Source organism: Amycolatopsis palatopharyngis (genome assembly GCF_003385185.1).
GTDB classification, from domain to species: domain Bacteria; phylum Actinomycetota; class Actinomycetes; order Mycobacteriales; family Pseudonocardiaceae; genus Amycolatopsis; species Amycolatopsis palatopharyngis.
Window position 1 is genome coordinate 200,131 of record NZ_PQHZ01000006.1, and the last position, 23,875, is coordinate 224,005.

A 23,875-nucleotide genomic window follows, 5' to 3' on the forward strand; every position below is an offset into this window, starting at 1 on the left:
TGCTGTCCCGCCCTCCTGACTGTGGTGCCACTGGCGCTCACCCGGTTCCCACGTTGCGCACACTGCCCGGGCCCACCGGAGGAAGTCGTCTGGTCGGCAGCTCCCCGTCGTGCCCGCCACTGCCGTTGCCCCCGCTGCCGTTGCGGCTTTCCGTGCCGCCCGCGGGAAGCGCGCCCCGCCCACGCAGCGCGGTGTGCAGTCCGTCCCACAACGTGCCGTCGGACTCGTCGCGAGGGTCGGGACCCACGAGCACGACACCGATGATCGGGACACGGCTGTCCGCGAGCTGCCTGGCGACGGTGTGCAGCCAGGTGGAGTTCGCGTGCCCCGCGCGCACCACCAGCAGCGTCTCGCCGCCGAGCCCGCCGAGGTCGGTCCAGGGTGTGCCGGGCGCGACCGAGCCGACGCCGATCAGCTGCCGCTGTCCAGGAGGTGATGTGCCGCGCTCTCCCGCCACGGCGTCGGCGAATGCCACGACCCGGATGGGTTCCGCCGCCGCGACCCGTGCGGCGAGGTGCTGATCGGGAAGGTCGTCGAGGACGGTCACCGGACCGTCGTCCGCGAGCGTCCTGGCGATGTCCAGCGCGAGATCCGCGGTGCTGCCGGGGCAGCCGATCTCCAGTAGCGACACCGGCCCGCCGCCGGGGCCGTGCGCCCGGACCAGCCTGGCGAGCGTCGCGGCGGTTCGTTTCCGCCGTGCGACGGTGGTGGAGCGGCGCCACAGGTTCGCCGGACCCCTGTGCGGGATGGGCAGCTGGGCGACCACGGACGCCCCGAGGTGGGCGGAGATCTCCCGCCGCAGTACGGGCCGGTCACGGACGACACCGCCCACGACGGTCAGCGTGAGGCCTGCGGCAAGGCCGAGGACCAGACCGATCAACGCGTTCAGCGCACCGGTCGAGAGCGGCGAGTTCGCTGTCACCCGAGGGGCGTCCACGATCTGAGTGCCCGCGGCGACCCGTGGTGCTCCGATGCCCGCCTCGTCGGCGCGCCTGCCCAGTTCGGACACCTGGGCCGCGAGTTCGGCCCTCCTGGCATAGAGGGTTTCCAGCTGGGGCGCTGTCTCGGTGCCGAACTCGGCCTCCGTCGAGGCGATCGCGGAGTCCACACTGGATAGTTCTTTCTGGAGGCCGTCGCGTTGGTCGGTGAGCGCCTTCGCCTCCGCGTCGGCTGCGGCCTGGACCCGCTGTACGTGATCGGCGATGAAGGCCTCGGCCAGCGCGATGGCCCGGGCCACCGCCTGCTCGTCGCTGGAACCCCGAACCGTCAGTTGCAGCACGTTGCCGGTGACCGCGGTGCCCTCGTAGGTCTTCAGGAAGTCCTCGGGACGGTCCGAGGAGCCGAGTCGTTCCAGCGCCGCGGCCGCGACCCTGGTCGTTTCCAGCAGCGCGATGTCCGTGCGCATGAGGCTGCCGCCGTCGGAGGGCTGGTCATCCTCGTGGACGACAAGCAGCTGCGTGACGGCCGTCGGGGGCGCGGGCAGCAGCACGGCCACCGCCGCTCCGAGTAACAGGCCGAGCAGCCCGAGTGACAGCCAGACGCGGCGTCGCCTGCGCACGGTGACGAGTAGCCGGTGCAGGTCCACTAGCGGTTGAGAACCGGTGCCAGTGCTCATGCGGAACCCGCCATCGCCGTATCGGAGGCGACGGCCGGCTCGGTCGCTACTGTCGCCCGGTCCTGGCTTCCGCCCGCTGCGCGATGGGTCACGACCGCACCGAGGACGCGGTGTCCCGCATCGGCGCAGGCCTCGGCGATACCGACGAGCTCCCAGGCCGTCCTGCTGCCCGAGGTGAGCACCACGACCGCCCCGGAAAGGTGCCCGCCCTCGGCGACCGTCGGCCGCTGCGCGGTCACGCCGGCGACACGCAGCACGATCCGCGCCTTGGGGTCGGCGGCAGCGGCGGCGGACAGCCGTTGCGCGGCCCGGCGCGCCGGGAGGTCGTCCTCGGGGACCAGCACGAGCACCTGCGCGGGCGTGCCTGCCGTGGCCCGCAACCGGTCGAGCACCCGCTGGTCCCGTACTTCCTGGGCGGGTACGCCGAGCGCGGCACGGACCTCGGCGTTCCACGGCCGGTGGCCGAGTACGAGCCCGCGGACGCCGGCCCGTAGCCCGCTGGACTCCTCGGGACTCCCGCCTTCCGGCACGTCGATGCCACCGAGCAGTGGCGAGCCGAGCGCCGCGCCGATGTCCGGCTCCGTCCGCAGTCGCCGGTCAGCCCTGGCCGCCACGTAGTGCGCGGCGATACCGCCCAGGACGAACAGCACCGCGCCGCCGAGGACCAGCTGCATCAGGGTGGGACTGGCCTGCTCCGTCGGCCGGGGAGCGGGCCCCATGACGACCTGCTTCGACTGGCTGGAGGTCTCCTCGGCCTCGGTCAGTGCGGTCATCGCGTCGCGCAGCGCGGAGCGTAGGGCCTCCAGCTCCGTGCTGATCTGGACGCTTTCCACCGTCGTGCCCTGAACCGCGATCGAGTCGTGCAACTCGGTGATGCGCTCGTTCGCCGCGACCACCCGCTGCTGGAGTGTCTCGCGCTGCTCGGTCAGCAACTGCTCGGCGGCGTCCCCGCTGTTGCCCGCTAGCTGGGTCGAGAACGTGACGTACTCAGCGGCGGCCTGGTCGGTGAGTTGCTGTGCCCGCTCCGGAGTCGCGGCCATGCCGCTGATCTCGATCACGTTGCCGTCGACATTCTCAGCGGTCACCGAGTCCGCCAGATCGGCTCCGCCGACGCCCCACGCGAGCGCGGCGGCCGTGCGGTCGAGGACCACGGAACTCGTCGCGATCTGGGTCTCGGTGAGGATCTGGTCCGGCTCGCGCGGGCCCTGCAACAGGATGCTGGTCGAGGTCGCATAGCCGGGGGAGAGCACCATTGACGCCCCGGCGCCGGCCAGCGCGCCTGCCACAGCCAGTAGGACGAGCAACCGCCACCGCCTGCGCAGGATCCGCCCGAGTACGGGCAGACGCACCAGGTCGTCGGACACCTCCTGAGCGGTCAACGTCGAAGTCTCCCTCACGTCTCGGATCCCGAGCGGTTTTCCTCTCCAGTCGCGCCAGCGGCGGCATTGGTTACAGCTGGCTCGCGGAGTTGTTCAAAAAGAAACCGGGAGTTACCGACTCCTCCGCCGTTCATTGGCAGGCGGCGTCGTAGGCCGCGAGCAGCGCCGTAGCGGAATGTGTCCAGGACAGTGGCCCCGCGATCCGCTCCTGGCCGAGCGCGCCCATCCGTGCGCGCTCGCCGGGGTCGTCGAGTAGCCGGTCGACGAGCTTCGCGAACTCCAGCTCGTCGTTGGCGGGTGCGTACACGGCCGCCTCGCCCGCGGACACCCGAGCCTCGCGCAGGTCGAACGACACGATCGGCCGGCTCATCGCCATGTACTCCATGATCTTGTTCATTGTGGACACATCGTTGAGCGGATTCTTCGGATCAGGGGAGAGGCACACATCCGCGGTGGACAGATAGCGGACCAGTTCCGCATCCGGAATCCGGCCGGTGAACTCCACCCGGTCGGCGAGTCCGAGTTCGTCCGCGAGTTCCACCATCGCGTCGAAGGTGTCGCCGGATCCGACGAACACCGCATGCCAGTCCTCCCGGCCGAGGTCGTCGCGCAGATGGGCGAGTGCGCGCAGGGCGTAGTCAACGCCGTCCTGCGGTCCCATCACCCCGAGATAGCAGAGCAGGTGCTCCCTGCCGTTCTTCAGCCCGGCCTCGGCAGGAACAGGTCGGAACCGCTCGACCGCGGGGGCGCTGCGCACGACGAAGACGTCCGCAGGACGCTTCCCGCCCCGGCTCAGTGCGACGGCGCGGTAGCTTTCGTTCGTCGAAATGACCACGTCGGCCGTGCGATAGGTCCACCGTTCCAACGCGCACACCGCGCGGTAGAGCAGGTCCTTACCTCGGCCGAACCGCGAGAGGTACAGCTCGGGGACCAGGTCGTGCTGGTCGAAGACGAAGCGGGTGCCCTGCCGCCGCAACATCAACGCCACCAGAAACAGCAGGTCCGGCGGGTTGCAGGCGTGTACGACGTCGATCCGGCCGAGCGAGCGCACCCTCCTGGCCAGGCGGAAGGTGTGCCGGATCGCGCTGCCGTACTCCTGCAGGTAGCCGGCAGGCCCGCCGGTGGCGGCTCGCAGGGGGTAACGATGGATGTGCACCCCATCGATCTCGGCCTCGGTCTCCGTGTCCCGCTTTGTCCCCAGGGGACAGATCACGTGCACGTCCCAGCCCGCGTCGCGCAGTGTGGTGCACTCCTGCCACACCCGCCGGTCGAACGGGACGGAGAGGTTCTCGACCAGGACGAGTGCCCTGCGGCCCGCGCCGCTCTCAGCTGCTTTCTCACCAGGCAAGGCCGACGTATCCTTCCTCGGTCCGGCGCCGCTCGGCGTCGGGCATACGGACAAGGTCGATGAGCGTCGGCCCCTCATGGGGCAGCGCCGCCAGCACCACCGGGTCGGTGCTGCCGACCAGGCACACCTCGGCATGGTCGAGCACTTCGCCGACGGAGCCGACAAGCAGCTGCCCGAGATGCGGCAGCTTGCTCTCGATGTACTCGCGGTTCGCGCCCATCAGCCGGGACATGCTCACGTTCGAGTCGTAGATGCGCAGGTCGTAGCCCTTGCCGAGGAGCCGCTCGGCCAGTTCCACCAGCGGGCTCTCCCGCAGATCGTCCGTCCCCGGTTTGAACGAGAGGCCGAACAGCCCGATCCGGCGTTTCCCGGTTCGGGCGACGAGCTCGAACGCCCGCCGCAGGTGCTCCTCGTTCGAGGGCAGCACGTTCTCCAGGATCGGTACGGAGACGTCGGCGCGGTGCGCGGCGTACACGAGTCCGCGCAGGTCCTTGGGCAGACAGGAGCCCCCGAAGGCGAACCCGGGACGCAGGTAGGCCGGACTGATGTTGAGTTTGCGGTCGGCGAGGAACACGTCGATCACCCGGTGCGAGTCGAGCCCGAGCGCCCTGCAGACAGCGCCCAGTTCGTTCGCGAAGCCGATCTTCAACCCGTGGAAGGCGTTGTCGGCGTACTTGGTCATCTCCGCCACCGGGATCGGCACGCGGAACACCGCACCCGGCAGCCCCTCGTACAACCCGGCCACGGCGTCACCGCTGGCCGCGTCGAGTTCGCCGATGACCGTCTTCGGCGGATCAAGAAAATCCCGGACGCTACTGCCCTCGCGCAGGAACTCCGGGTTCACCGCGACGCCGAAGTCCACACCGGCTGTGCGGCCCGAGGACTTCTCCAGGATCGGTACCAGCAGGTCCAGGCATGTTCCCGGCAGCATCGTGCTGCGGAAGACGACGGTATGCCGCCGGTGCTGCCCGGCGAGCGCGGCGCCGATCTGCTCGGTCACCCGTTCCAGATACGCGGTGGACAGACTGCCGTTGGGCGCGGAAGGGGTTCCGACACAGACCAGGGAGACGACACTGTTCGCGATCGCTTCCCCGACGTCGGTCGTGGCCCGTAGCGCACCGCTGCGCACGACCTCCGCCGTCAGCTCACCGATCCGCTCCTCGACAACCGGCGCCTTGCCCGCGCGAACGAGCTCGATCTTGACCGGGTTGACGTCCACACCGACGACCTGGTGCCCGCGACCGGCAAGACAGGCGGCGGACACGCACCCCACGTAGCCCAACCCGAAGACGCTGATCTCCATCAGGGCTCCCCTCCGCTGCCCGGCAGGCAGTCGCGTCGATTCCTGATTCGCCTGCCGGGCGGCGGTTGTTACGGGGGTTACCGAGTGGTGACCTGGGAGAGTGCTGCGATGGCGTTCGTCTCGGCGGCGTGAATGTCGCGCAGCCTGCTGCCGAGTTCGGTGAACAGCGACCGCGCCTGACGTTCGGTGAAGGGGTCCTCCGAGTCGTAGTGCTCCCGCAGCCGCCACAACTCGGTGCCCGCGTCGGCCGCGGCCTGTTGTCCCGCGTCGCCCGCCGACACGCCTTCCCGAACGCGTGCTGTCAGCCCCCGCATCCAACCGAACTCGGGCAGGTCCTCCGGCAGTGCCGCGTCGGCGAACTCGCGCCAGCGCGTGCTGATGTCCCGCCAGCTCGCCGCGTGAGCTTCCAGTTCAGGGGCGTCCAGCACGGAGGCGGCCTCGGTGAGGCCGTCGGCGAAGAGGTCGCGAAGGTGACCGCCACCCATCCCCGCGGGGTCGACGCTCTCCCAGATCGACAGCAGCGCGCCGACCAGTCCACGGCGGTCGGCGAATACGCAGGGCCAGCCCTTCGCCGCGCGTTCGTCGGTCAGCAGCGTCGCCCATTTGCGCCACGCGGGCAGCGCGAACGACGTGGATTTCGCCGACAGCCGCCGCGTGCAGTCGGCCAACCCCGATCTGACCGCGTCGGCTAGGCGGTCAGGGTCGAGTTCGCCCGAGCGCACGACCGCGAGCAGGTTCTTCGCCGAGCCCACCCTGCCCCGCGCCTTGTCGAGTGCCGCGCGCTCGACGGTGAGCGGTTCGAGGTTGCGATCGTCGAGGTAAACCCGGTCGCCGGACTGGGCGTAGGCGACGACGAGATGCCCGCCCATCCCTTCGGCGGCCTCCGGCAGATACCAGTAGCCGAGCGGGAAGCGGTCCGGGTGCACGATCGCGGGGTCGCCGTCGGCGAGTGCGCCGGACAACCGCTTCGCCGCACTCCGCGCCCCGCCGGTGGTGTGCAGGTCGACGCGCAGACCGAGCCGTTCCACTGTGGACTTCAGCCAGGGCTGTGTCTGTTGCCATTGCGAGCGGAACCCGAGCACCAGCGGTTTGCTGCCGTCGCGAGTGAACTCCCACAGCACGTAGCCGGCGCCGATGCCACCGGAGGCGAGAAAGACAAGCGGCTCCGTGACTTGCGCGCCGTGGTGGTTGAGGACGTTGGTCAACGCGGCCACGTCCGGCTGCCGCCCGCCACGCAGCCGGTACTCATGGTCGGTGCCGGGTGTGTCGTCCTGCTCGCCGCCGCTCATCTCACCTGCCCTGTCCGAATGCCGCACTGGATCGCGTACCAGCATGCCGGACAACGACGAGGACGCGCTATCAGGGCACTTTCCCGGGAAAGTGCGACGCGCCGAACTCGCACTTTCCCGGGAAAGTGCGAGTTCGGGGTGGGCGCTAGAATCCGGCGGCTACGGCGATGACCTCCTTGCCGAACCGCTCGATCCGGGAGGTGTCGTGTACCCGCGGCATGTATCCGAGCGCCGCATCGACGCCGAGCCCGGACAGCCGCTGCAGTTCGGTGAGCAGCTCGTCGGTCTTCTCACCGTCTTCGCCGGTGTCCATCGGCTGGTAGACGGTCTTCGTGATTTCCTCGTAGGCGCGTCCCTCACGCTCGCAGTGCTCCCGCAGCACGTCGAGTTTGTGTTCCAGGTCGGGGGTGTTGAACAGATTGCAGGCCTGCGCGTACTTCGCGACGAAGCGCAGGGTCTTCTTCTCGCCACCGCCGCCGATCATGATCGGCGGGTGTGGCCGGGAAAGCGCCTGCGGCACGTTCAACATCCGCTCGGCACGGACATGCTTACCGGTGAAGGGTTCTTCGGTGTCCTCCCACATCCGCAGGCAGTACTGCAACGCGTCTTCCAGTAGTTCAAATCGTTCCTTTGTAGACGGATACTCGAAACCGAGGCCCTTGGCCTCCTCCTCGTTCCAGCCTGCTCCAACGCCCAGGATCGCGCGGCCGCCGGACAGAACGTCCAAAGTGGTCACCGCCTTCGCGAGCAGGCCGGGGTGGCGGTAGAAGGCACCGGTGACCACTGTCAGCAGCTTCGCCCGCTCGGTGTGCGCGGCGAGGAAACCGAGGGTCGTGTATGCCTCCAGCATGTCGTTCTCGGCGGGCCCGACGACCGAGATCTGGAAGAAGTGGTCCATCACAGCGAGGTAGTCGAACCCCGCCTCGTCCGCGCTCCGGGCGACGGTGGCGAGTTCCCGCCCGAGTGCCGTGGGGCCGTTCGGCCAGGTGAAGTCGGGGATCTGCAGCCCAAGTCGCATCTGTTGTCCGCTCCGGTTCTGGTGATTCGTCTCGTCTTTCGCCAACGTACCTCCGGAGCTGCTCCAGCTCAGAGATCGCGGATGACGGCCAGTGCATCGTGCAGTGGATCCGTCAGGAAGACCGTGCCGTCGCGTTGGTTCACCGCGATCCGGCCGGGATTGATCCCGAGCGAGACGTGGCTGTCGGGCTCACCGGTCCCGCCGTTGATCCTCGTGACGCCATTAGGCCCACCGTTCGTGTAGACATCGCCGCTCACCTCGTGCACGGCCACCGCCGAACCCGCACTGCGCAGCGGGATCGTCGCGATCTGTTGCCGCGCGTCCCCGTTCACCACGGAGAGGTGGTGGATGCCGGCGTTGGCGACGTACACGGTGTTCGTGGCCACATGGACCGCGGTGCCGGCGGGCACTCTGCCGACCTGTACCCGATCGACGACGGTTTCCTTCGCGGTGTCGAGAACGACGAGCTCGTCGTCATCACCCGCGGTGAAGTACGCCAGTGCCCGCTCTGGATCGATGGCCGCGCCGGTCAGTTGCGAGTCGTGCGCGGAGATCGTCCCGCGGACGGCATCGGTGTCCCCGTCGATCATGGTGACCTCGCCGGTCCGAGCGCTGGCGGCGTAAACCGTGCCGGTCACCTCGTCCACGGCCAGTGCTGAAGCGCCCTCGCCCGCGGCGAGTGTCGTCAACACCGTGCCAAGGGCGGCGTCGAGCACCGTGACGGTGCCACCACTCGAGTTACTCGCGTACAGCTTGCCGGTGATCTCGTTCACCGCGATGTCGCTCACCCTGCCGCCGATCGGGACCGTGGCCCGGACGACCCCTCGTGCGCCGTCCACGATGGAGATCGAACCTTCGCCACTGTTGCCCACATAAACCGTGTTGGTGGTGGAGTCCACGGCGAGGGCGAATGGACGGTCGCCGACGTGCACCCGCAGCACATCGGCGGCGACCGCGGGAACAGCAGGCGGTAGGGCAAACACGGCGCCGAAGACCGCTACGACCAGTACCGCCACGGTCGGTCCGCGCACGCTGCCTCCCCCGGACGGGTGGGTGTCACGCCACTGCCGCCGACGGTAACCCGATCTTCGCCCGCACGCCTGTTGTGCTGCGCGAACGCCCGGGTGAGGATCGGAGGTGGAACTCTGACCGGCTGCCATACGTTGTCATCAGCGGGGACGTCGCGGATTGGGAGGCGCAGGAGTGCACAGGCATCAGAACGGGTTGAAGACCGCGCTGTTGCTCGGCCTGCTCAGCGCCATCATCGTGGGAATCAGTGCCGTGTTCGGCAGGGGAGCGCTGTTCATCGGCCTCGCGGTGGCGCTGGGTATGAACGCCTACGCCTACTTCAAATCGGACACGCTCGCGCTGAAGGCGATGCGTGCGCGGCCGGTCTCGGAGGCCGAGCAGCCCGCGATGTACCGGATCGTGCGGGAGCTCGCCACATCGGCACGACAGCCGATGCCCAGGCTGTACGTCAGCCCCACACAGGCGCCCAATGCCTTCGCCACCGGCCGCAATCCGCGTAACGCGGCGGTGTGCTGCACCACCGGGGTGCTGGAACTGCTCGACGAGCGGGAGCTGCGCGCAGTGCTCGGCCACGAGCTGTCGCATGTCTACAACCGGGACATCCTCATCTCCTGCGTCGCGGGTGCACTGGCCAGTGTGGTCAGTGTGGCGGCCTACATCGCGATGTTCGCGGGAATGTTCGGTGGCAACAACCGGGAGGGTGGCAACCCTCTTGTCATGCTGCTGCTGGTCCTGATCGGACCGATCGCGGCGGGTATCGTGAAGATGGCGGTCAGCCGATCCCGTGAGTACGAGGCGGACGCGTCCGGTGCGGAACTGACCGGTGACCCGCTCGGGCTGGCTTCGGCGCTGCGCAAACTGCAGCGCGGGACACAGCTCGCGCCGCTGTCTCCGGAACCGAAGGTCGTTTCCCAGTCACACCTGATGATCGCGAATCCGTTCCGCCCCGGCGAGCGGCTGTCGCGGCTGTTCTCCACGCACCCCCCGATCGAGGACCGGGTGCGCAGGCTCGAGCAGATGGCCGCCGGCTGGAATCGCTGATCGCTCAGCCGAGGGCCCCCGCGGATCTGGCCACGGCCATCACGTACTCCCCGTAGCCGGACTTCGCGAGCTTCTCGCCCAAGGCGAAACAAGCGTCCGCGTCGATGTAGCCCATCCGCAGCGCGATCTCCTCGAGACAGGCGATGCGCACACCCGTGCGGTGCTCCAGTACCTGCACGAACTGGGCTGCCTCCAGCATCGAGTCGTGGGTACCGGTGTCCAGCCAGGCGAAGCCGCGACCGAGGTCGAGCAGCCGCGCACGGTCCTGGCGCAGGTACGTCAGGTTGACGTCGGTGATCTCCAGCTCGCCCCGAGCCGATGGCGTGAGCGAGCGGGCGATGTCGACCACCTGGTTGTCGTAGAAGTACAGCCCGGTGATCGCCTTGTTCGACCGAGGGTGCTCCGGCTTTTCCTCGATCGAGACCAGCTTGCCCGCATCGTCCACCTCGCCGACACCGTAGCGCTGTGCGTCCTTCACCGGATAGCCGAACAGTGTGCAGCCGTCCAAGGTGGACACCTCCTGCTGCAGCCTGCCGGAGAAGCCCTGCCCGTAGAAGATGTTGTCCCCGAGCACCAGTGCGACGTCGTCGTCACCGATGAAGTCGGCGCCGATCAGGAAGGCCTCGGCGAGACCGTTGGGACTGGCCTGCTCGGCATAGCTGAACTGGAGGCCGTACTGCTCGCCGTCACCGAGCAGTTTGCGGAAGCTGGGCAGGTCGGCAGGGGTGGAGATGATCAGAATGTCGCGGATCCCGGCGAGCATGAGCACCGAGAGCGGGTAGTAGATCATCGGTTTGTCGTAAACCGGGAGCAGCTGTTTCGACACGGCCTGTGTGATCGGATGCAGCCGAGTTCCGCTGCCACCGGCCAGCACGATGCCCCGCATGTGTCGCTCCCTTTGTCGACCCCTGGATGATCCGCGACCCACACTATCGGGTGGCTCTGGAGGCTTGGTCGACCTCGTGTTCAGAAGGCGGGGCCCTTGGCGAAATAGGCCCGGCAGACCCGGTCGGAGTCGAAGTCGGCGGCGATCTGCAGCACGTTGCGCCCGCCGTCGACGGGCAGCAGCGTCGAGCTGTAGTTCGTGCACCAGTTGTCGTACGGCTTCGTGACGTGGACCGGTGCGGGCAGTTCGTACCAGTCGCCGGCCCCGAAGTTGTCGTTGGCGAGCAGGGTGCGGCCGTTGCCGCGCAGCGGCGTGCCCTTCGCGTTGACGTAGATCTGGCCGACCATGAGCAGGCGTGTTCCGCGCGCGCCGCCGGGGAACAGGGTGACGGTCTGCGCGTGCTGGAAGTGCTTGCCACCGGCCGCACTCACCCTGGTGCCGGGCTTGCTCGGGTCCCCGAAGTTCGCCCCGTCGGCGGAGATCTTGAAGTACGGGTCGCAGAAGCGGTCACCGTAGTTACAGATCTCGTAGGCGAAGTAGTAGCGCCCGTCCGGCAGCTTTCGCACGATCGGCATGCCCGGGCGCACGCGGTGTGGCGAGATGGCCATGGTGCGCTGCTTTGTTCCCCAGGTCAGGCCGTCGGTCGAGGCGACCCGGTTGAGGACCTGTGCGTGCTTCGGGGACTCGGTCTCGTCGGCGTAGTGCAGCCACAGTGTGCCGCCGGCGTCGACGTTGAACTCAGGCTCCCAGACGCCGTCGTGGTTGTGCGACCTCGCGGCCTCGGATAGGTAGGTCCAGTCGCGGCCGCCGTCGCGGCTCGCCCAGACCTTGATGCCGATCCGCCGGTTGGGGCCGGACTGGTGGCCGTAACTGGCTGCCCAGAGCAGCGTGCCCGCGCGCAGCGCACCGACGCGTTCGGGCAGTTCGTAAAGGGTGCCGCAGCACATGCCGCCCCTGCCCTCGGGATCGCGGATCTCGCCGACCTGGCGGAACGAGCGGCCTTCGTTACGGCTCTCGTACACCGGCGCGTAGTGCCCCGCCCGGTCCTGGCTGTTGACCACGGCCAGAATGCGCCCGTCCCGCCCGAACCCGCTGTGCTCCAGCCGGATCAGCCGTGGATAGGCGCCCTGCCCCGGGTGCAGCAGCGTCCGCCCGTTCTCCTCGGCCCCAACCGGCGCGAGCAACCCCGCCGTCAACACCAGAGACAGCCCCAGCACCAGCCCTCGAAGACCCCGGCGAACCACCCGCGCCCCTTCCCCTAAGCAACCGCACGATTACACCACGAACGCACGACTTTGCAGTTCCGGAGCCCGACTTTGCAGTTTTGGAGCTCGAGTTGGCAGTTTCGGAGGGCCGAGTTGGCAGTTCACGCGCGTTCCGCCAACGATCGAGCAGGCCTGCTTTGTACCCCTTCGAGTGATTGCGGCGGCAGCAGTTTTCGGGGTGCCAGATTCTGGACAATCTGCTGATCATGTGGTGGATGAACCGCCTTTGCCCGAGAGCCGGCCGGAGCAGGAACGGAGCCGTGCTCGGGTATCGGCCGGTTGTCGGCGGAGTGCGTCACCGCACCAACCGGTTCGTGGGTCCATCCAAGGGAGCTGTGGTCCGGATGCTGTGCGGTCTGACGCACGAGGTCGGTTCCCGGCCGAAGTCGCCTCATATTTACGACTGTTCGGCCTGCGAAGAGGTGCACGCGGAGCGAGGTAGCTGGGCGACGCCTACGCGGGCGACGTGACCGTTGAACAGCGAAGCCACGACCAGCGACCGGACGGCTGAGCGATGACCCGCCCCGAAGCGAACGGGGACCCCGGCGACGACAGGTCGGCCGGGGCCTGCGCCCCTGGGTCGCCGCCGGTTACCGGTAGTTGGTGAACTGCAGCGCGATCTCGAAGTCCTTGTTCTTCAGCGTCGAGATGACGTCCTGCAGATGGTCCTTCTTCTTGCCGGACACCCGCAGCTGATCACCCTGGATCTGCGCCTGAACGCCCTTGGGGCCTTCGTCGCGGATGTACTTGGCGATCTGCTTCGCCTTCTCCGACGAGATGCCCTGAATGATCTTGCCGTTGAGCTTGTAGACCTTGCCGGAGATGACGGGCTCGTCTGCTTCGAACGCCTTCAGTGAGATGCCGCGCTTGATCAGCTTCTCCTTGAAGACCTCCACAGCGGCCAATGCGCGCTCCTCGGTCTCCGACTCGATCGCGATCGCCTCCTCGCCGGACCAGTCGATCTTGGTGCCGGTGCCTCGGAAGTCGAAACGGGTGGACAGTTCCTTGCTCGCCTGGTTCAGCGCGTTGTCCACCTCCTGGCGATCGACCTTGCTCACCACGTCGAATGACGGATCCGCCACGTGCTCCCACCTCGTTCGTCGGCCTGTCGGGTCGGCCCAACCCTAGCTCCGGTCCGGGGGTGGTCGTTGGGCCGCCACCGTCTTATGTACGATAGTTCGTGGCTGGGCGCGCCCGGCCATGGCGAGTTGCCCGAGCGGCCAAAGGGATCTGACTGTAAATCAGACGGCACAGCCTTCGAAGGTTCGAATCCTTCACTCGCCACACCAGCCGAAACGCCCCGATGACCTGCACAAACAGGCCACCGGGGCGTTTCTCGTGTGTGCGGCTGTGTCCGGCTATGCGCGGTGCCGAACCCGCGAAGCGTCACTCCTGCGTCGCGGCTTCCTCGTCCGTGCTGGGCAGCAGTCCCACGCGGGCCGTCAGCCCCGGCTGCCAGAGGGTGTCGCCGTGCTCGGCGTTGGCCGTACGCGCGAGCACGAAGAGCAACTCGGACAACCGGTTGAGGTAGCGGCCGGTGCGGACATTGACATCGCCACACTGGTCCACCGCTGACCAGGTGGCGCGCTCCGCACGTCGCACGTCGGTATAGGCCCGGTGGAGCATGGCGCCGCCGAGGGTGCCGCCCGGGATCACGAAACTACTCAGTTCCGGCAGCTGAGAGCTGAAGTGCTCGCACGCCTCCTCGATCCGCCGGACGTAGTTCTCGTCGATTCGTGACTGCCGGTCGTCTCGGTCCTTCAATGGCGTACCGAGATCGCCTTCCACCTCGATGAGGTCGTTCTGCAGACGAGCCAGCACGGTCACGACGTCCTTCGGGAACGCGCCGCTGGCGAGCGCGAGGCCGAGAGCCGTGTTCGCCTCTTCGCAGGCGGCGTAGGCAGCGATCCTTGGATCCGTCTTCTCGACGCGACTGCGGTCGCCGAGAGTGGTAATGCCCTCGTCACCTGTTCGCGTGTACCGAGGTGCTCCGGTCTCAGCAGCTTGTTCGTGATCGGCCATAACCCGAAAGCGTAGCCATCGAGCCACGATGTTGCTGACGACGTGGTTTCCCTTCCAGCCCAATGGGTACACCGGCCACCGTTACGAGGTCACCGGACTGAGCGAGTACCGCGGCGAGGGAGTCATGGCAGACGCGACAGAGAAGCCACGTATCGATCGGGTGGTATTCGGTACCTCGTTGGGCTTCATCGTCGCCTTCTGCATTGTCGGCGCGGTCTTTCCCACCGCCGTCGGCGAGGTCGGCTCGGCTGTCCTGTCCTGGCTGGTGGTGGACCTCGGGTGGATCTACGTGCTGGCCGCGACCGGTTTCGTGGTTTTCGCACTGTGGCTCGCGTTGAGCAAGTACGGCCGTATTCCCCTGTCCCGCGACACTGAACGCCCCGAGTTCTCCACCGCGTCGTGGATCGCCATGATGTTCAGTGCCGGAATGGGAATCGGGCTGATCTTCTTCGGCGTCGCGGAACCCATCGCGCATCTCACGGAACCCGCACCAGGCCTGGACGTCGCCCCCGAATCGCAGGACGCGACACGGCACTCCATGGCCTACACGTTCTTCCACTGGGGACTGCACCCCTGGGCCATCTACGCCGTGGTGGCGCTGGCGCTGGCCTACTCGACGTTCCGAAAGGACAGGGGCAATCTGATCAGTTCCCCGTTCCAGTCACTCGTGCGGGACAAGGAGGTCGAGCACACGTGGTGGGGACGGTTCGTCAACATCTGGTCCATTGTGGCCACTAAGTTCGGCGGTGCCACCTCGCTCGGCCTCGGTGCACTGCAGATCGCCGGTGGCCTGGCGCTGTTCACCGATCTCGGCGGCGGCTTCACCGAAGGCCGCGGTTCCAAGGGCTCGGCCTTCTTCGTCATCATCGTCCTGGTCACCCTGGCGATCATCTCCGCGGTCAGCGGTGTGAGTCGTGGCATCAAGTGGCTGTCGAACACGAACATGGTGCTCGCCGCGTTACTCCTGCTCTTCGTGCTGATCGTCGGGCCGACGGTGTTCATCTTCGACCTGATCCCGGCCTCCATCGGGGCCTACCTCTCCAACCTCGTGCCGATGAGCTTCTCTGTCCCGCTGTTCGGCGGCGCCGAATGGTTCTCCAGCTGGACGATCTTCTACTGGGCGTGGTGGATCTCCTGGACACCGTTCGTCAGCACATTCATCGCCCGTATCTCCCGCGGCCGAACGATTCGTGAGTTCGTCTCCGGGGTGCTGCTCGTTCCCACCGCGGTTTCGGCGCTGTGGTTCACCGTGCTCGGCGGTGCGGGAATGGACCTCGAATTGAACGGGGCCGACATCTCGGGCAGCGGCAGCACAGCCCAGCAGTTCTTCACGGTGCTCGAGAACTATCCGGGCTACACCGTCACCGGCATCATGGTGATGGTCCTCGTGGCCATCTTCTGGGTCAGCGGCGCCGATGCCAGCGCACTCGTGCTGGCCACGCTCTCCTCGCACGGGGCACGTGAGCCGAACAAGTACCTCGTCGCGCTGTGGGCGGGGCTGAGCGCGGCCGTCGCCGCGGTGCTGCTCTATGTCGGCGGCCTTGGCGCACTGCAGACCTTCACGGTCATCGTCGCCGCGCCGTTCGTCGTCGTGATGATCGCGTTGTGTTTCGCCCTCATGGTCGATCTGCGACGCGACCCACTCCGGGAACGTCAAGCCCTGCCTGTCCGGCGCGGCCACGTACCGCCGAACGACGAGGCGGAAGCCGAGCAGGCCGGCAACGGCGAGATCCCACAGGCGTCACCGGCGAAGGCGACGGCCCCGCCGTGGGCGGGCAGGCCGCCGCTGCCGGCCGGTACCTCCGATGTGGACTCCTCGAAGTAGGTACGGCGGCCGCACCGGCTGCCCGGTCAGTCCGCAGGATACTGCTCCTGCTTGAGCAGGCGGGCCAGGTGTGCCGCGTTCGCCGCGAGGGACTTCGTCGTCGACGCCACCGCCTTCGGCGTCTCCTCGAGGTCGATGTAGTCCTTCGGGTGCATCGCCTCCCCGTTCCAGTACGTGCCACCCTGCGCCGGGATCGTGAAGCCGATGTCGTTGAGCGCCTGGAACGTGTCCGCGACGATCTTGTGCGCGCCGTCCTCGTTACCCACCACGGCCGCGACCCCGACCTTGCCGTACATCGACGGCCTGCCCTGCTCGTCGGTCTCCGACAGTTCCGCGTCCAACCGTTCCAGTACTCGCTGCGCGATGCTGGACATGTGCCCGACCCACGTCGGTGTCGACAGGATCAAGATGTCCGCCAGCCGCAGCTTCTCGCGCAACCACGGCCACTCGTCACCCTTGCCCATGTCCGGCTTTACGCCGGGATGGATGTCGTGGTCCACCACGCGCACGCACTCACCGTCGACACCGTGTGTACCGAGGGCGTCGAGTACCTGTTGTGCCATCAGTTCACTGCTGGATTCCGCAGGTGTGGGCTTCAGGCTGCAGACGAGGGCCAGCGCCCTGAGGTTGTCGTTCGAAGTCATGGCTGCGGGTACCCCGCCCGCTCGGCGATTGAACTACCGGATCGAGGGGTACCCGCCCTGCATGACTGCGCTACCGCCGGATCCCGATCCGAAGGACACGGCAGGCCTCGAGCCCGGTGGGGGAGTCAGGCCGGGCGACACACCGCCGGACTCCGGCCAGGTGTCCGGTGTCAGCCATCAGGAACCGCAACGGTCCAAGGCCGGTCCGATCATCGGCATCTCCGCCGCCGTGCTGGTCATCCTGATCGGAGTCGGCTTTTTCGTCGCCTACCTGTTGAACATCCTCGGCAACTGAGCACAACGCGGCCACCGGCCCGGTGAGGCCCCCGACAGACCCCACCGGACCGAGGCTCAGGCGAGTGCCTCCGTCGGCGTGAGCCGCGAGGCCCGTACCGCCGGATACGCCCCCGCCACCGCGCCGATCAACGCGGCCGCCGCGACGCCCCCGAGCGCCGCCGCGATCGGAATCACCACCGGCCACTGCTGGCTCAGCGCATATCCCGCCGTCACCAGCACGCCGAGCAGTACCCCGCTCACCCCGCCGAGCAAGGACAGCAGCACCGATTCGGCGAGGAACTGCCCTCGGATCTGTCGTCGCGTCGCGCCCAATGCCCTGCGCAGTCCGATCTCCCGGCGCCGTTCGAGCACCGAGATCACCATCGTGTTCGCGACCCCGACCCCGCCGACCAGCAGCGCGACCCCGCCGAGTCCGAGGAACAGTGAGCTGTAGGCCGAATCGGTCAGCTCCTTGGCGGCAAGCGCGTCCGAAGGCCTGCTGACCTCCACCTCGTTCGGGCGCTGCGGGTTCAGCGTCGCCCCGAGAACCCGCTGGACGTCGCCGACCGCATGCTCCTCGGCCCGTACGTACACCGTCGTCGGGTGCTCGTCGAAACCGAGATGCTTCGCCGCCGCACCCCACCCGACCAGCGCGGACCGGTCGATCTCCGGCGCAAGCGTCACCGGATCGAGGATGCCGGCGACCGTGAACCACCGGCCGCCCAGCCACACCTGTGGCGGCGATTTCGGGTCGATCTCGCTGATACCCAGCCGCGACGCGGCCACGGACCCCAGCACCACCACCGGATACTCCGAGTTGGCCGTGTTCAGGAACGTCCCGTCGTGCACCGTGCCCTCCAGCACGTCCAGCAGGTCCGGCCGCGCGGTCACCACCGAGATCCCCGACGTCTCCTGTTCGTCGATCAGGTTCGTCCGCCGGACCGTGGCGTCCGTGGCGCCCACCTCGGCGACGCCGTCCACCGGGCCGATCCGCCGCACCCGGTCGGTGACGTTCTGCGGCAGCTCGGCATCCGCACCGAACAGGGTCTGCCCGGGCCCCGCGCGCAGCAGGTTCGTGCCCAGCGCCTCGAGCTGGTCGTTCAGCGCCTGCTTGCTCGACGCGGGGATCCCGACGACGGCGACCACGGCGGCGATCCCGATCGCCACCCCGAGCGCCGAGAGGAACGCGCGGACGGGCCGGGTCCGCAGCCCGTGCATCCCCAGCCGCAGCACGTCCGAGAGGCCCAATCTGCGCGGGGAGGGCAGTGGATCCGGCGTGGTCGCGGGCCGCACCGGCGTCAGCGTGGACATATCGCCTCCGCCCCTGCTGGACTGCCGGTATCGGCCTGCACCGTTCCGTCGAGGACGTCGACGCACCGGGGCAGGCTCGCCGCGATCTCCCGGTCATGGGTGATCACCACGATCGTCGTGCCGTCGGCGTTCAGCTCGCCGAGCAACGCCAGCACGTCCGCGCCGGTCCGGCTGTCCAGGTTCCCGGTCGGTTCGTCGGCCAGCAGCACCGAGGGCCGGTTCACCACCGCTCGCGCGATCGCGACGCGTTGCCGTTCGCCGCCGGAGAGTTCGCCGGGCAGATGCTGAGCCCGGTGTCCGAGTCCGACCCGATCCAGTGCCGCCGTCGCTCTGGACATCCGCTTGCGCGCCGGCACCCCCGCGTACAACAGTCCGGTCGCCACGTTCTCGGCCGCCGTCAGGCCGTCGGTCAGGAAGAACTGCTGGAACACGAACCCGATCCAGGCCGAGCGCAGCGCCGACAGCTTCCGGTCAGTCAGGGTCGCGACGTCGTGCCCGCGCAGTTCCACCCGGCCGGTGCTCGACCGGTCGAGTGTCCCCATGAGCTGCAGCAGCGTCGACTTGCCCGAACCCGATGGCCCCACGATCGCGAGCAGCTCGCCGCTGTGCACGGTCAGGGAGATGTCCCGCACGGCCTGAACCCCGCCCTGGTACGTCTTGCTCGCCGTGCGGACCGCCAGTACCGGGGTCATGAGGTCGTCACCACCGTCATGCCCTCGGCGAGCCCTTCGCCGCTGATCTCGACCTGTCCCTCGGCGAACAGGCCCGGTTCGACCTTGACCAGCCGCGTGCCGCCGCCCTCGACGACCTCGACCGCGTGACCGCCCTCCCGCAGTGCGAGCAGCGCGCCGATCGGCACGGTGAGCACGCCCTGCCTGGTGCCGCTGGTGAACGTCACGGTGACGGGCACGGACGCGAGGTCGCCGGCGGCCTTGTCGTCGGTGAGTTCGATGACCACCTCGAGCTTCGCTTCCTGGTCGCCTGGGGCGCCATCACCCTCGCCCTCGGGAGCCTTCGGGGTCGCCTTCGTGACCTTGCCCTTGCTGGTGCCGCCGTCCGGTAACTCGACCGTCACCTCGGCGCCCGGCTTGGCGATGTTCTGCCGATCCAGGTCCAGTTCCGCGGTTACCAGCCTTCCGGTACCGGTCAGCCGCATCAGCTCACCCGCGGCCGGACCGCCGAGCTGCGCCGTGACGTCCGCGATCCGGACCGGACCGGAGCGAACCACGACGTCCCCGGGGGCGATCTCGCCCGTCTCCGGCAACCCGAGGGACTCCTGCCACTGCCGCAAGGCGCGTGCGGTCGCCCAGGTGAAGTGCTCGTCCGGCTCGCCGAAGCCACCGAACCCGAGCTCCACCAGGTTCTTCTCGACCAGCTCGAAATCCGCGCCGTCGTCCACCCCGGACTCCAGCGGCCGGTACAGCGGAAGGTCGCCGTAGAAGAGGGGTACCGGTTCGGCGCCCACTTCGTAGAGCAGCCCACCGCGTTCGACCACGTCACCAACCGCGGGCAGCCGGGTGAGTGTGCCCTCCTTGCGGCCGGACAGCGGACTCTGCGGCCCGTACCCGAGATCCCCGGTGACGCTTTCGGACTCGGCGAGATCCTGTTCGGTGATCTGGACGGTCGCCGTCTCCGGTCCGGCCGAGGGCGGTGGTGGTGCGTCGGCGAAGGCGTTGCTCAGTACCACGCTCGTCCCGATTCCCACCACGGTCAGCGCCACGGCCGCACCGATGGTCCACCGCAAGCGTTTGCGCCGACGTATCGCTGCAGGTCCTACTGCTTCGTCGGTTTCGTGCTCGCTCATCCGATCGTCACCGAACGTCCGCCGGCGGTCCCCATGCCACACGCTTCGACGGCCTTCTCGAACTTCTCGTCACCCGGCTCGACGGCGATCCCCATGCCGGGGTTCTCCTGCGTCGGGTCCTTGACGTCGATGCCGTGCTCACGCAGGCACTTCGCCTCCTCACGTAGTTTGTCCAGCTCCTCGGGGCTGATCTCGGGACGCTCCCCGCCATTGGGCAGCAGCGCACGGCATGCCTCGTCGGCCTTCGCCAGCTTCGAGTTGTCCTCGCCCGCTTTCGCCCCCGGTATGGCCACCATCGCTCCGGAATCCGGGTCCGGGTCCGGCATGTCGACGCCGTGCTCGCGCATGCAGCCCGCGAACTCGCGCATCGCCTCCTGGATGTCCTCCTCGTTCAGCTCCTCGCCGGTACTCGCTCCGTTCGTCCCGGAGTCCTCCGAGCTGCCGCCGACCGAAGCCACATCGCTGTTCGGTTCCTCGCTCCCGCATGCGGCCAGCGGCAGTAGCAGCGCTGCCGCGGCGAGCACGCCGGCGATCGTCGGTTTCCGCATTTGATCCGTCCTCTCGTGTCGCTTGCGACTCGATGTCTACGGATCGGGTGATCTCGGCGCGTTAAGCGCGAACGCTTATCGCGCGCTTATCCGGTAGCGGTAAAACTGAGCTGGTCAGGGCGTCGAGCGGAAGGGGAGCAGCGTGCGGGTGCTCGTCGTGGAGGACGAACGCTTGCTCGCCGACACCGTCGCAGAGGGACTGCGCCGGCTGTCGATGGCCGTCGACGTCGTCTACGACGGTGCGGCCGCGGTGGAGCGGGCGGGTGTGCACGACTACGACGTTGTCGTGCTCGATCGGGACCTGCCGCGACTGCACGGCGATGAGGTCTGCCGGGCGTTTTTGCTGGCCACTGGTGAGGTGAAGGTGCTCATGCTCACGGCGGCGGGCGAGGTGGAGGATCGCGTGGCCGGTCTCGGCCTCGGCGCGGACGACTACCTGACGAAGCCGTTCGCCTTCACCGAACTGGTCGCGCGGATACAGGCACTCGGCAGGCGGGCACGTCCCGCGCTGCCACCCGTGCTGGAGCAGGCCGGGATCGTGCTCGACCTGCCCCGCCACCAGGCGTCTCGCGACGGCCGGTTTCTGCCGTTGTCCCCCAAGGAGTTCGGTGTTCTGCACGTCCTCATGCGCGCCGAGGGTGCGGTCGTGAGCCCGGAGGAACTGCTGGAGAAGGCCTGGGACGAGCACGCCGACCCGTTCACCAACGCCGTCCGCGTCGCCGTGATGACCCTGCGCCGCAAGCTCGGTACTCCCACGGTCATCCACACCGTGTCCGGTGCCGGCTACCGGTTCGGCTCGTGAGGGTCTCCGTCCGGGCCAGGCTCACCGCGCTCTACGGCGGGCTGTTCCTGCTCGCCGGGCTCGGCCTGCTCGGGATCAACTACCTGCTGGTCGAGAGCCGGCTGCCGGAGGCGCCCGGCTTTGTCGCCCAGCGCGCGCAGACGGTGCAGGGCACCGATGTCACCGGGACGGCGCCCGCGGTCCCCGCCGAGATGATGGAAAACGGGGAGGCACTGCGGGTACGGGCCGACGAACTCGCCGTCGTCATCCAGTCGGTGGAGGAGTACCGCGCCTCGACTCTGAGTACCCTGCTGTTGCAGTCCGGTGTCGCGCTCGTGGTCGCCGCGGCGCTCGCGGTAGTGCTCGGCTGGCTGGTCGCGGGGCGGGTGCTGCGGCCCGTGCACGAGATCACCGTCACCGCACGCCGCCTCGGCGCCGAGAACCTCGACCGGCGTATCGAACTGGACGGGCCGCAGGACGAACTCAAGGAGCTCGCCGACACTTTCGACGGCATGCTCGACCGCCTGGCCTCGGCGTTCGACAGCCAGCGGCGGTTCGTCGCCAATGCCTCGCACGAGCTGCGGACACCGCTCGCCGTACAACGCACCCTTGTGGAGGTCGCGCTGGCGAATCCGGACGCCACGCCCGAGCTACGCAGGCTCGCGACACACCTGCTGCACAACGGCGAGCGCAGTGAACGGCTGATCGACGGACTGCTCACTCTCGCGCGTAGCGACCGAGGCCTCGCGCAGCGGGCGCCGGTTCGCCTCGACCAGGTGACGGACCGGGTCCTAAGAGGTGTCGGTGACCTCGCCGGCGAACGGCACGTGACCGTACGGGAGACGTCGCGACCGTGCACCGTATCCGGCGACCCGGTACTACTGGAGCGACTTGTCGACAATCTGGTGCGCAATGCCGTGCACTACAACGTGCCGGGTGGTTCGGTCACCGTCGAGGTCGGCGGCGATTGCTCGCTAGTGGTGACCAACACCGGGCCGGAGGTGCCGGAGGACGAGGTCCCCGGACTGTTCGAACCCTTTCGCAGACTCGGTACCGAGCGAGTGGCGGACGTCGTCGGAGCCGGACTCGGATTGTCCATTGTGCGCTCAGTAGTCCGTGCCCACCACGGTGATATAGCCGCCGAACCGGGACCTGGAGGTGGCCTGCGAGTGGAGGTACGGCTACCCCCGATCGCCGGTTGACGGAATTGTGGGGCGGCTGGAAGTGTTCCCCCGGTATGAGCGACTCGCACCGTGAGCAATTCGGGTACGGCACTGAGCGATGTGCGGCCCGCCGTCGAGTGAGGCAAAGGACATGAGCACAGTCGAGCTGACCACGGACAACTTCGACGAAGTCGTCTCCGACAACGACTTCGTCCTGATCGACTTCTGGGCTAGCTGGTGCGGTCCCTGCCGGCAGTTCGCCCCCGTCTACGAGAAGGCTTCGGAGAAGCACGACGATGTCGTCTTCGCCACGGTCGACACGGAGGCGCAGCCACAGCTCGCGGCGGCCTTCGACGTCAAGTCGATCCCTACGCTGGCGGTGATCCGCGACAAGGTGCTGGTGTTCGCCAACCCCGGCGCACTGCCGGAGAACGCGCTCGAGGACGTCATCGGACAGGCCCGCGACCTCAACATGGACGAGGTCCACAAGGAGATCGCCGAGGGTCAGACCAAACAGGACTGACGCTCGCCTTACCGGCTCGGGCCGAGGGAACGCGAGATCCCGCGGGCGGCGGCCTGCACGAGCGGGGCCAACGCCAGCGGTTGCGCGCCCTCGGCCCGCACCACCAGCGAGACCGCGGCGACGACGTCACCGCCCTCCCTGATCGGTGCCGCCACCGAAAGCGCATCCGTGGTGACCTGGCCGTTGCTGACCGCGTATCCGTCTCGCCGCGTCGCGGCCAGCATCGAACGCAGCCGCTCCGGATCGGTGACGGTCTTGACCGTGTAGGCGTGCATTGGTGCGGAGAGTGCCTGTTCCTGTACCTCGGCGGGAGCGTGCGCGAGTAGCGCGAGGCCCACCCCGGTGGCGTGCAGGGCGAACCTGCCGCCGACCCTGGTGAGCACGGGAACGGCCTGCCTGCCCGCGATCCGCTCGACGAACACCAGTTCCAGGCCCTCCCGCACGGCGAGCTGCACGTTCTCGTGGGTCACCTCGTACAGGTCCTCCAGGAACGGCATCGCCACCTCCCGTAGCCGCAGCCCGCGAGGGGCCAGCGACGCGACCTCCCACAACCGCAGTCCCACGCGGTAACGACCTTCGCCGTCGCGTTCCAGCGCGCCCCACTCCAGCAGCTCCCTGGCCCGGCGGTGTGCGGTCGGCAAGGAGATCCCGGCCCGCCGCGCCAGTTCGCTCAGCGTCAGCGCCGGGGTGGCCGGGGTGAAGGCGGCCAGCATCGCGAGCACCTTGGCCGTGACCGACCGCCCGTCTTCCACCCCACCCTCCACTCCGTCTTGCACCCCACCCACTCCCACCCCACCCCCTCTCA

The 23,875-nt window shown here is 68.3% G+C and carries 23 protein-coding genes and 1 tRNA gene; 7 read left to right on the plus strand and 17 right to left on the minus strand.

Translation table 11 applies throughout. The features are described from left to right. Positions 1–37 precede the first annotated feature (37 nt). The 7 genes from D0C15_RS06940 to D0C15_RS06970 form a co-directional block, all read right to left on the minus strand. Positions 38–1,615 carry a Wzz/FepE/Etk N-terminal domain-containing protein gene (locus tag D0C15_RS06940; RefSeq protein WP_116041815.1) on the minus strand — a complete coding sequence of 526 codons (1,578 nt, stop codon included), beginning with the start codon at positions 1,613–1,615 and terminating at the stop codon, positions 38–40. Continuing rightward, positions 1,612–3,012 carry a GumC domain-containing protein gene (locus tag D0C15_RS06945; protein ID WP_211323105.1) on the minus strand — a complete coding sequence of 467 codons (1,401 nt, stop codon included), beginning with the start codon at positions 3,010–3,012 and terminating at the stop codon, positions 1,612–1,614. The genes D0C15_RS06940 and D0C15_RS06945 overlap by 4 nt, the downstream gene beginning before the upstream one ends. A 112-nt stretch (positions 3,013–3,124) precedes the next feature. Further along, positions 3,125–4,342, minus strand: a complete 1,218-nt coding sequence (locus tag D0C15_RS06950; RefSeq protein ID WP_116041816.1) for a glycosyltransferase family 4 protein — start codon at positions 4,340–4,342, stop codon at positions 3,125–3,127. Continuing rightward, positions 4,332–5,645: a nucleotide sugar dehydrogenase gene (locus D0C15_RS06955; protein ID WP_116041817.1), complete on the minus strand. Its 1,314-nt coding sequence runs from the start codon at positions 5,643–5,645 to the stop codon at positions 4,332–4,334. Before D0C15_RS06955 ends, D0C15_RS06950 begins: the two co-directional genes overlap by 11 nt. A 77-nt stretch (positions 5,646–5,722) precedes the next feature. Next, positions 5,723–6,979 (minus strand): BtrH N-terminal domain-containing protein, encoded by a 1,257-nt coding sequence (locus D0C15_RS06960; RefSeq protein ID WP_245975610.1) that lies wholly within the window; start codon positions 6,977–6,979, stop codon positions 5,723–5,725. A 100-nt stretch (positions 6,980–7,079) separates the two neighbouring features. Then, a complete protein-coding gene (locus tag D0C15_RS06965) occupies positions 7,080–7,952 on the minus strand; it encodes an LLM class F420-dependent oxidoreductase (RefSeq protein WP_116041818.1) in 873 nt (290 codons plus the stop codon). 68 nt (positions 7,953–8,020) lie between these two features. Beyond that, a complete protein-coding gene (locus D0C15_RS06970) occupies positions 8,021–8,983 on the minus strand; it encodes a YncE family protein (protein WP_116041819.1) in 963 nt (320 codons plus the stop codon). Between the two features lie 172 nt (positions 8,984–9,155). Here D0C15_RS06970 and htpX point away from each other — a divergent pair, with 172 nt between their 5' ends. Next, positions 9,156–10,022: a zinc metalloprotease HtpX gene (gene htpX / locus D0C15_RS06975; RefSeq protein WP_116041820.1), complete on the plus strand. Its 867-nt coding sequence runs from the start codon at positions 9,156–9,158 to the stop codon at positions 10,020–10,022. Between the two features lie 4 nt (positions 10,023–10,026). Here htpX and rfbA read toward each other — a convergent pair whose 3' ends face one another. The 3 genes from rfbA to D0C15_RS06990 form a co-directional block, all read right to left on the minus strand. Next, positions 10,027–10,908 (minus strand): glucose-1-phosphate thymidylyltransferase RfbA, encoded by an 882-nt coding sequence (rfbA, locus tag D0C15_RS06980; protein WP_116041821.1) that lies wholly within the window; start codon positions 10,906–10,908, stop codon positions 10,027–10,029. Positions 10,909–10,988: 80 nt separating this feature from the next. Then, on the minus strand, positions 10,989–12,152 hold the full coding sequence (locus tag D0C15_RS06985) for a sialidase family protein (RefSeq protein WP_425455365.1): 1,164 nt from the start codon (positions 12,150–12,152) through the stop codon (positions 10,989–10,991). A gap of 611 nt (positions 12,153–12,763) precedes the next feature. Continuing rightward, positions 12,764–13,255 carry a YajQ family cyclic di-GMP-binding protein gene (locus tag D0C15_RS06990; RefSeq protein WP_116041822.1) on the minus strand — a complete coding sequence of 164 codons (492 nt, stop codon included), beginning with the start codon at positions 13,253–13,255 and terminating at the stop codon, positions 12,764–12,766. Positions 13,256–13,375: 120 nt separating this feature from the next. Between D0C15_RS06990 and D0C15_RS06995 the strand changes: the two genes are divergently transcribed. Next, positions 13,376–13,457: transfer RNA gene (locus D0C15_RS06995), tRNA-Tyr, on the plus strand. 102 nt (positions 13,458–13,559) lie between these two features. On the opposite strand, the gene D0C15_RS07000 is transcribed toward D0C15_RS06995, so the two are convergent. Next, the gene (locus D0C15_RS07000) at positions 13,560–14,195 is read right to left on the minus strand and encodes a cob(I)yrinic acid a,c-diamide adenosyltransferase (RefSeq protein ID WP_116041823.1); all 636 of its coding nucleotides are present in this window, start codon (positions 14,193–14,195) and stop codon (positions 13,560–13,562) included. A gap of 28 nt (positions 14,196–14,223) precedes the next feature. Here D0C15_RS07000 and D0C15_RS07005 point away from each other — a divergent pair, with 28 nt between their 5' ends. Further along, entirely contained in the window at positions 14,224–16,020 is a 1,797-nt protein-coding gene (locus D0C15_RS07005; protein WP_116041824.1) for a BCCT family transporter, read from the plus strand. Between the two features lie 26 nt (positions 16,021–16,046). Here D0C15_RS07005 and D0C15_RS07010 read toward each other — a convergent pair whose 3' ends face one another. Continuing rightward, positions 16,047–16,664 (minus strand): flavodoxin family protein, encoded by a 618-nt coding sequence (locus D0C15_RS07010; RefSeq protein ID WP_116041825.1) that lies wholly within the window; start codon positions 16,662–16,664, stop codon positions 16,047–16,049. 61 nt (positions 16,665–16,725) lie between these two features. On the opposite strand from D0C15_RS07010, the gene D0C15_RS07015 reads away from it, so the two are divergent. Next, entirely contained in the window at positions 16,726–16,959 is a 234-nt protein-coding gene (locus D0C15_RS07015) for a DUF6480 family protein (protein ID WP_116041826.1), read from the plus strand. Positions 16,960–17,015: 56 nt separating this feature from the next. On the opposite strand, the gene D0C15_RS07020 is transcribed toward D0C15_RS07015, so the two are convergent. From D0C15_RS07020 to D0C15_RS07035, 4 genes are read right to left on the minus strand one after another with little or no spacing between them, the layout of a single operon-like run. After that, positions 17,016–18,251, minus strand: a complete 1,236-nt coding sequence (locus D0C15_RS07020; RefSeq protein ID WP_116041827.1) for an ABC transporter permease — start codon at positions 18,249–18,251, stop codon at positions 17,016–17,018. After that, complete coding sequence (locus D0C15_RS07025; protein ID WP_116041828.1) at positions 18,239–18,943, minus strand: ABC transporter ATP-binding protein; 705 nt, start codon at positions 18,941–18,943, stop codon at positions 18,239–18,241. Before D0C15_RS07025 ends, D0C15_RS07020 begins: the two co-directional genes overlap by 13 nt. Next, positions 18,940–20,055 carry a peptidoglycan-binding protein gene (locus D0C15_RS07030; protein ID WP_116041829.1) on the minus strand — a complete coding sequence of 372 codons (1,116 nt, stop codon included), beginning with the start codon at positions 20,053–20,055 and terminating at the stop codon, positions 18,940–18,942. Before D0C15_RS07030 ends, D0C15_RS07025 begins: the two co-directional genes overlap by 4 nt. Then, positions 20,052–20,603: a hypothetical protein gene (locus D0C15_RS07035; RefSeq protein WP_116041830.1), complete on the minus strand. Its 552-nt coding sequence runs from the start codon at positions 20,601–20,603 to the stop codon at positions 20,052–20,054. The genes D0C15_RS07030 and D0C15_RS07035 overlap by 4 nt, the downstream gene beginning before the upstream one ends. Before the next feature lie 142 nt (positions 20,604–20,745). Here D0C15_RS07035 and D0C15_RS07040 point away from each other — a divergent pair, with 142 nt between their 5' ends. The 3 genes from D0C15_RS07040 to trxA all read left to right on the plus strand — a co-directional run bounded on the left by D0C15_RS07040 (position 20,746) and on the right by trxA (position 23,070). After that, a complete protein-coding gene (locus tag D0C15_RS07040) occupies positions 20,746–21,405 on the plus strand; it encodes a response regulator transcription factor (protein ID WP_116041831.1) in 660 nt (219 codons plus the stop codon). After that, a complete protein-coding gene (locus D0C15_RS07045; RefSeq protein ID WP_116041832.1) occupies positions 21,402–22,586 on the plus strand; it encodes a sensor histidine kinase in 1,185 nt (394 codons plus the stop codon). The genes D0C15_RS07040 and D0C15_RS07045 overlap by 4 nt, the downstream gene beginning before the upstream one ends. Positions 22,587–22,698: 112 nt before the next feature. After that, positions 22,699–23,070 carry a thioredoxin gene (gene trxA / locus D0C15_RS07050; RefSeq protein ID WP_116041833.1) on the plus strand — a complete coding sequence of 124 codons (372 nt, stop codon included), beginning with the start codon at positions 22,699–22,701 and terminating at the stop codon, positions 23,068–23,070. An 8-nt stretch (positions 23,071–23,078) separates the two neighbouring features. Here trxA and D0C15_RS07055 read toward each other — a convergent pair whose 3' ends face one another. Beyond that, complete coding sequence (locus D0C15_RS07055) at positions 23,079–23,783, minus strand: IclR family transcriptional regulator (RefSeq protein ID WP_116041859.1); 705 nt, start codon at positions 23,781–23,783, stop codon at positions 23,079–23,081. Positions 23,784–23,875: the final 92 nt, after the last annotated feature.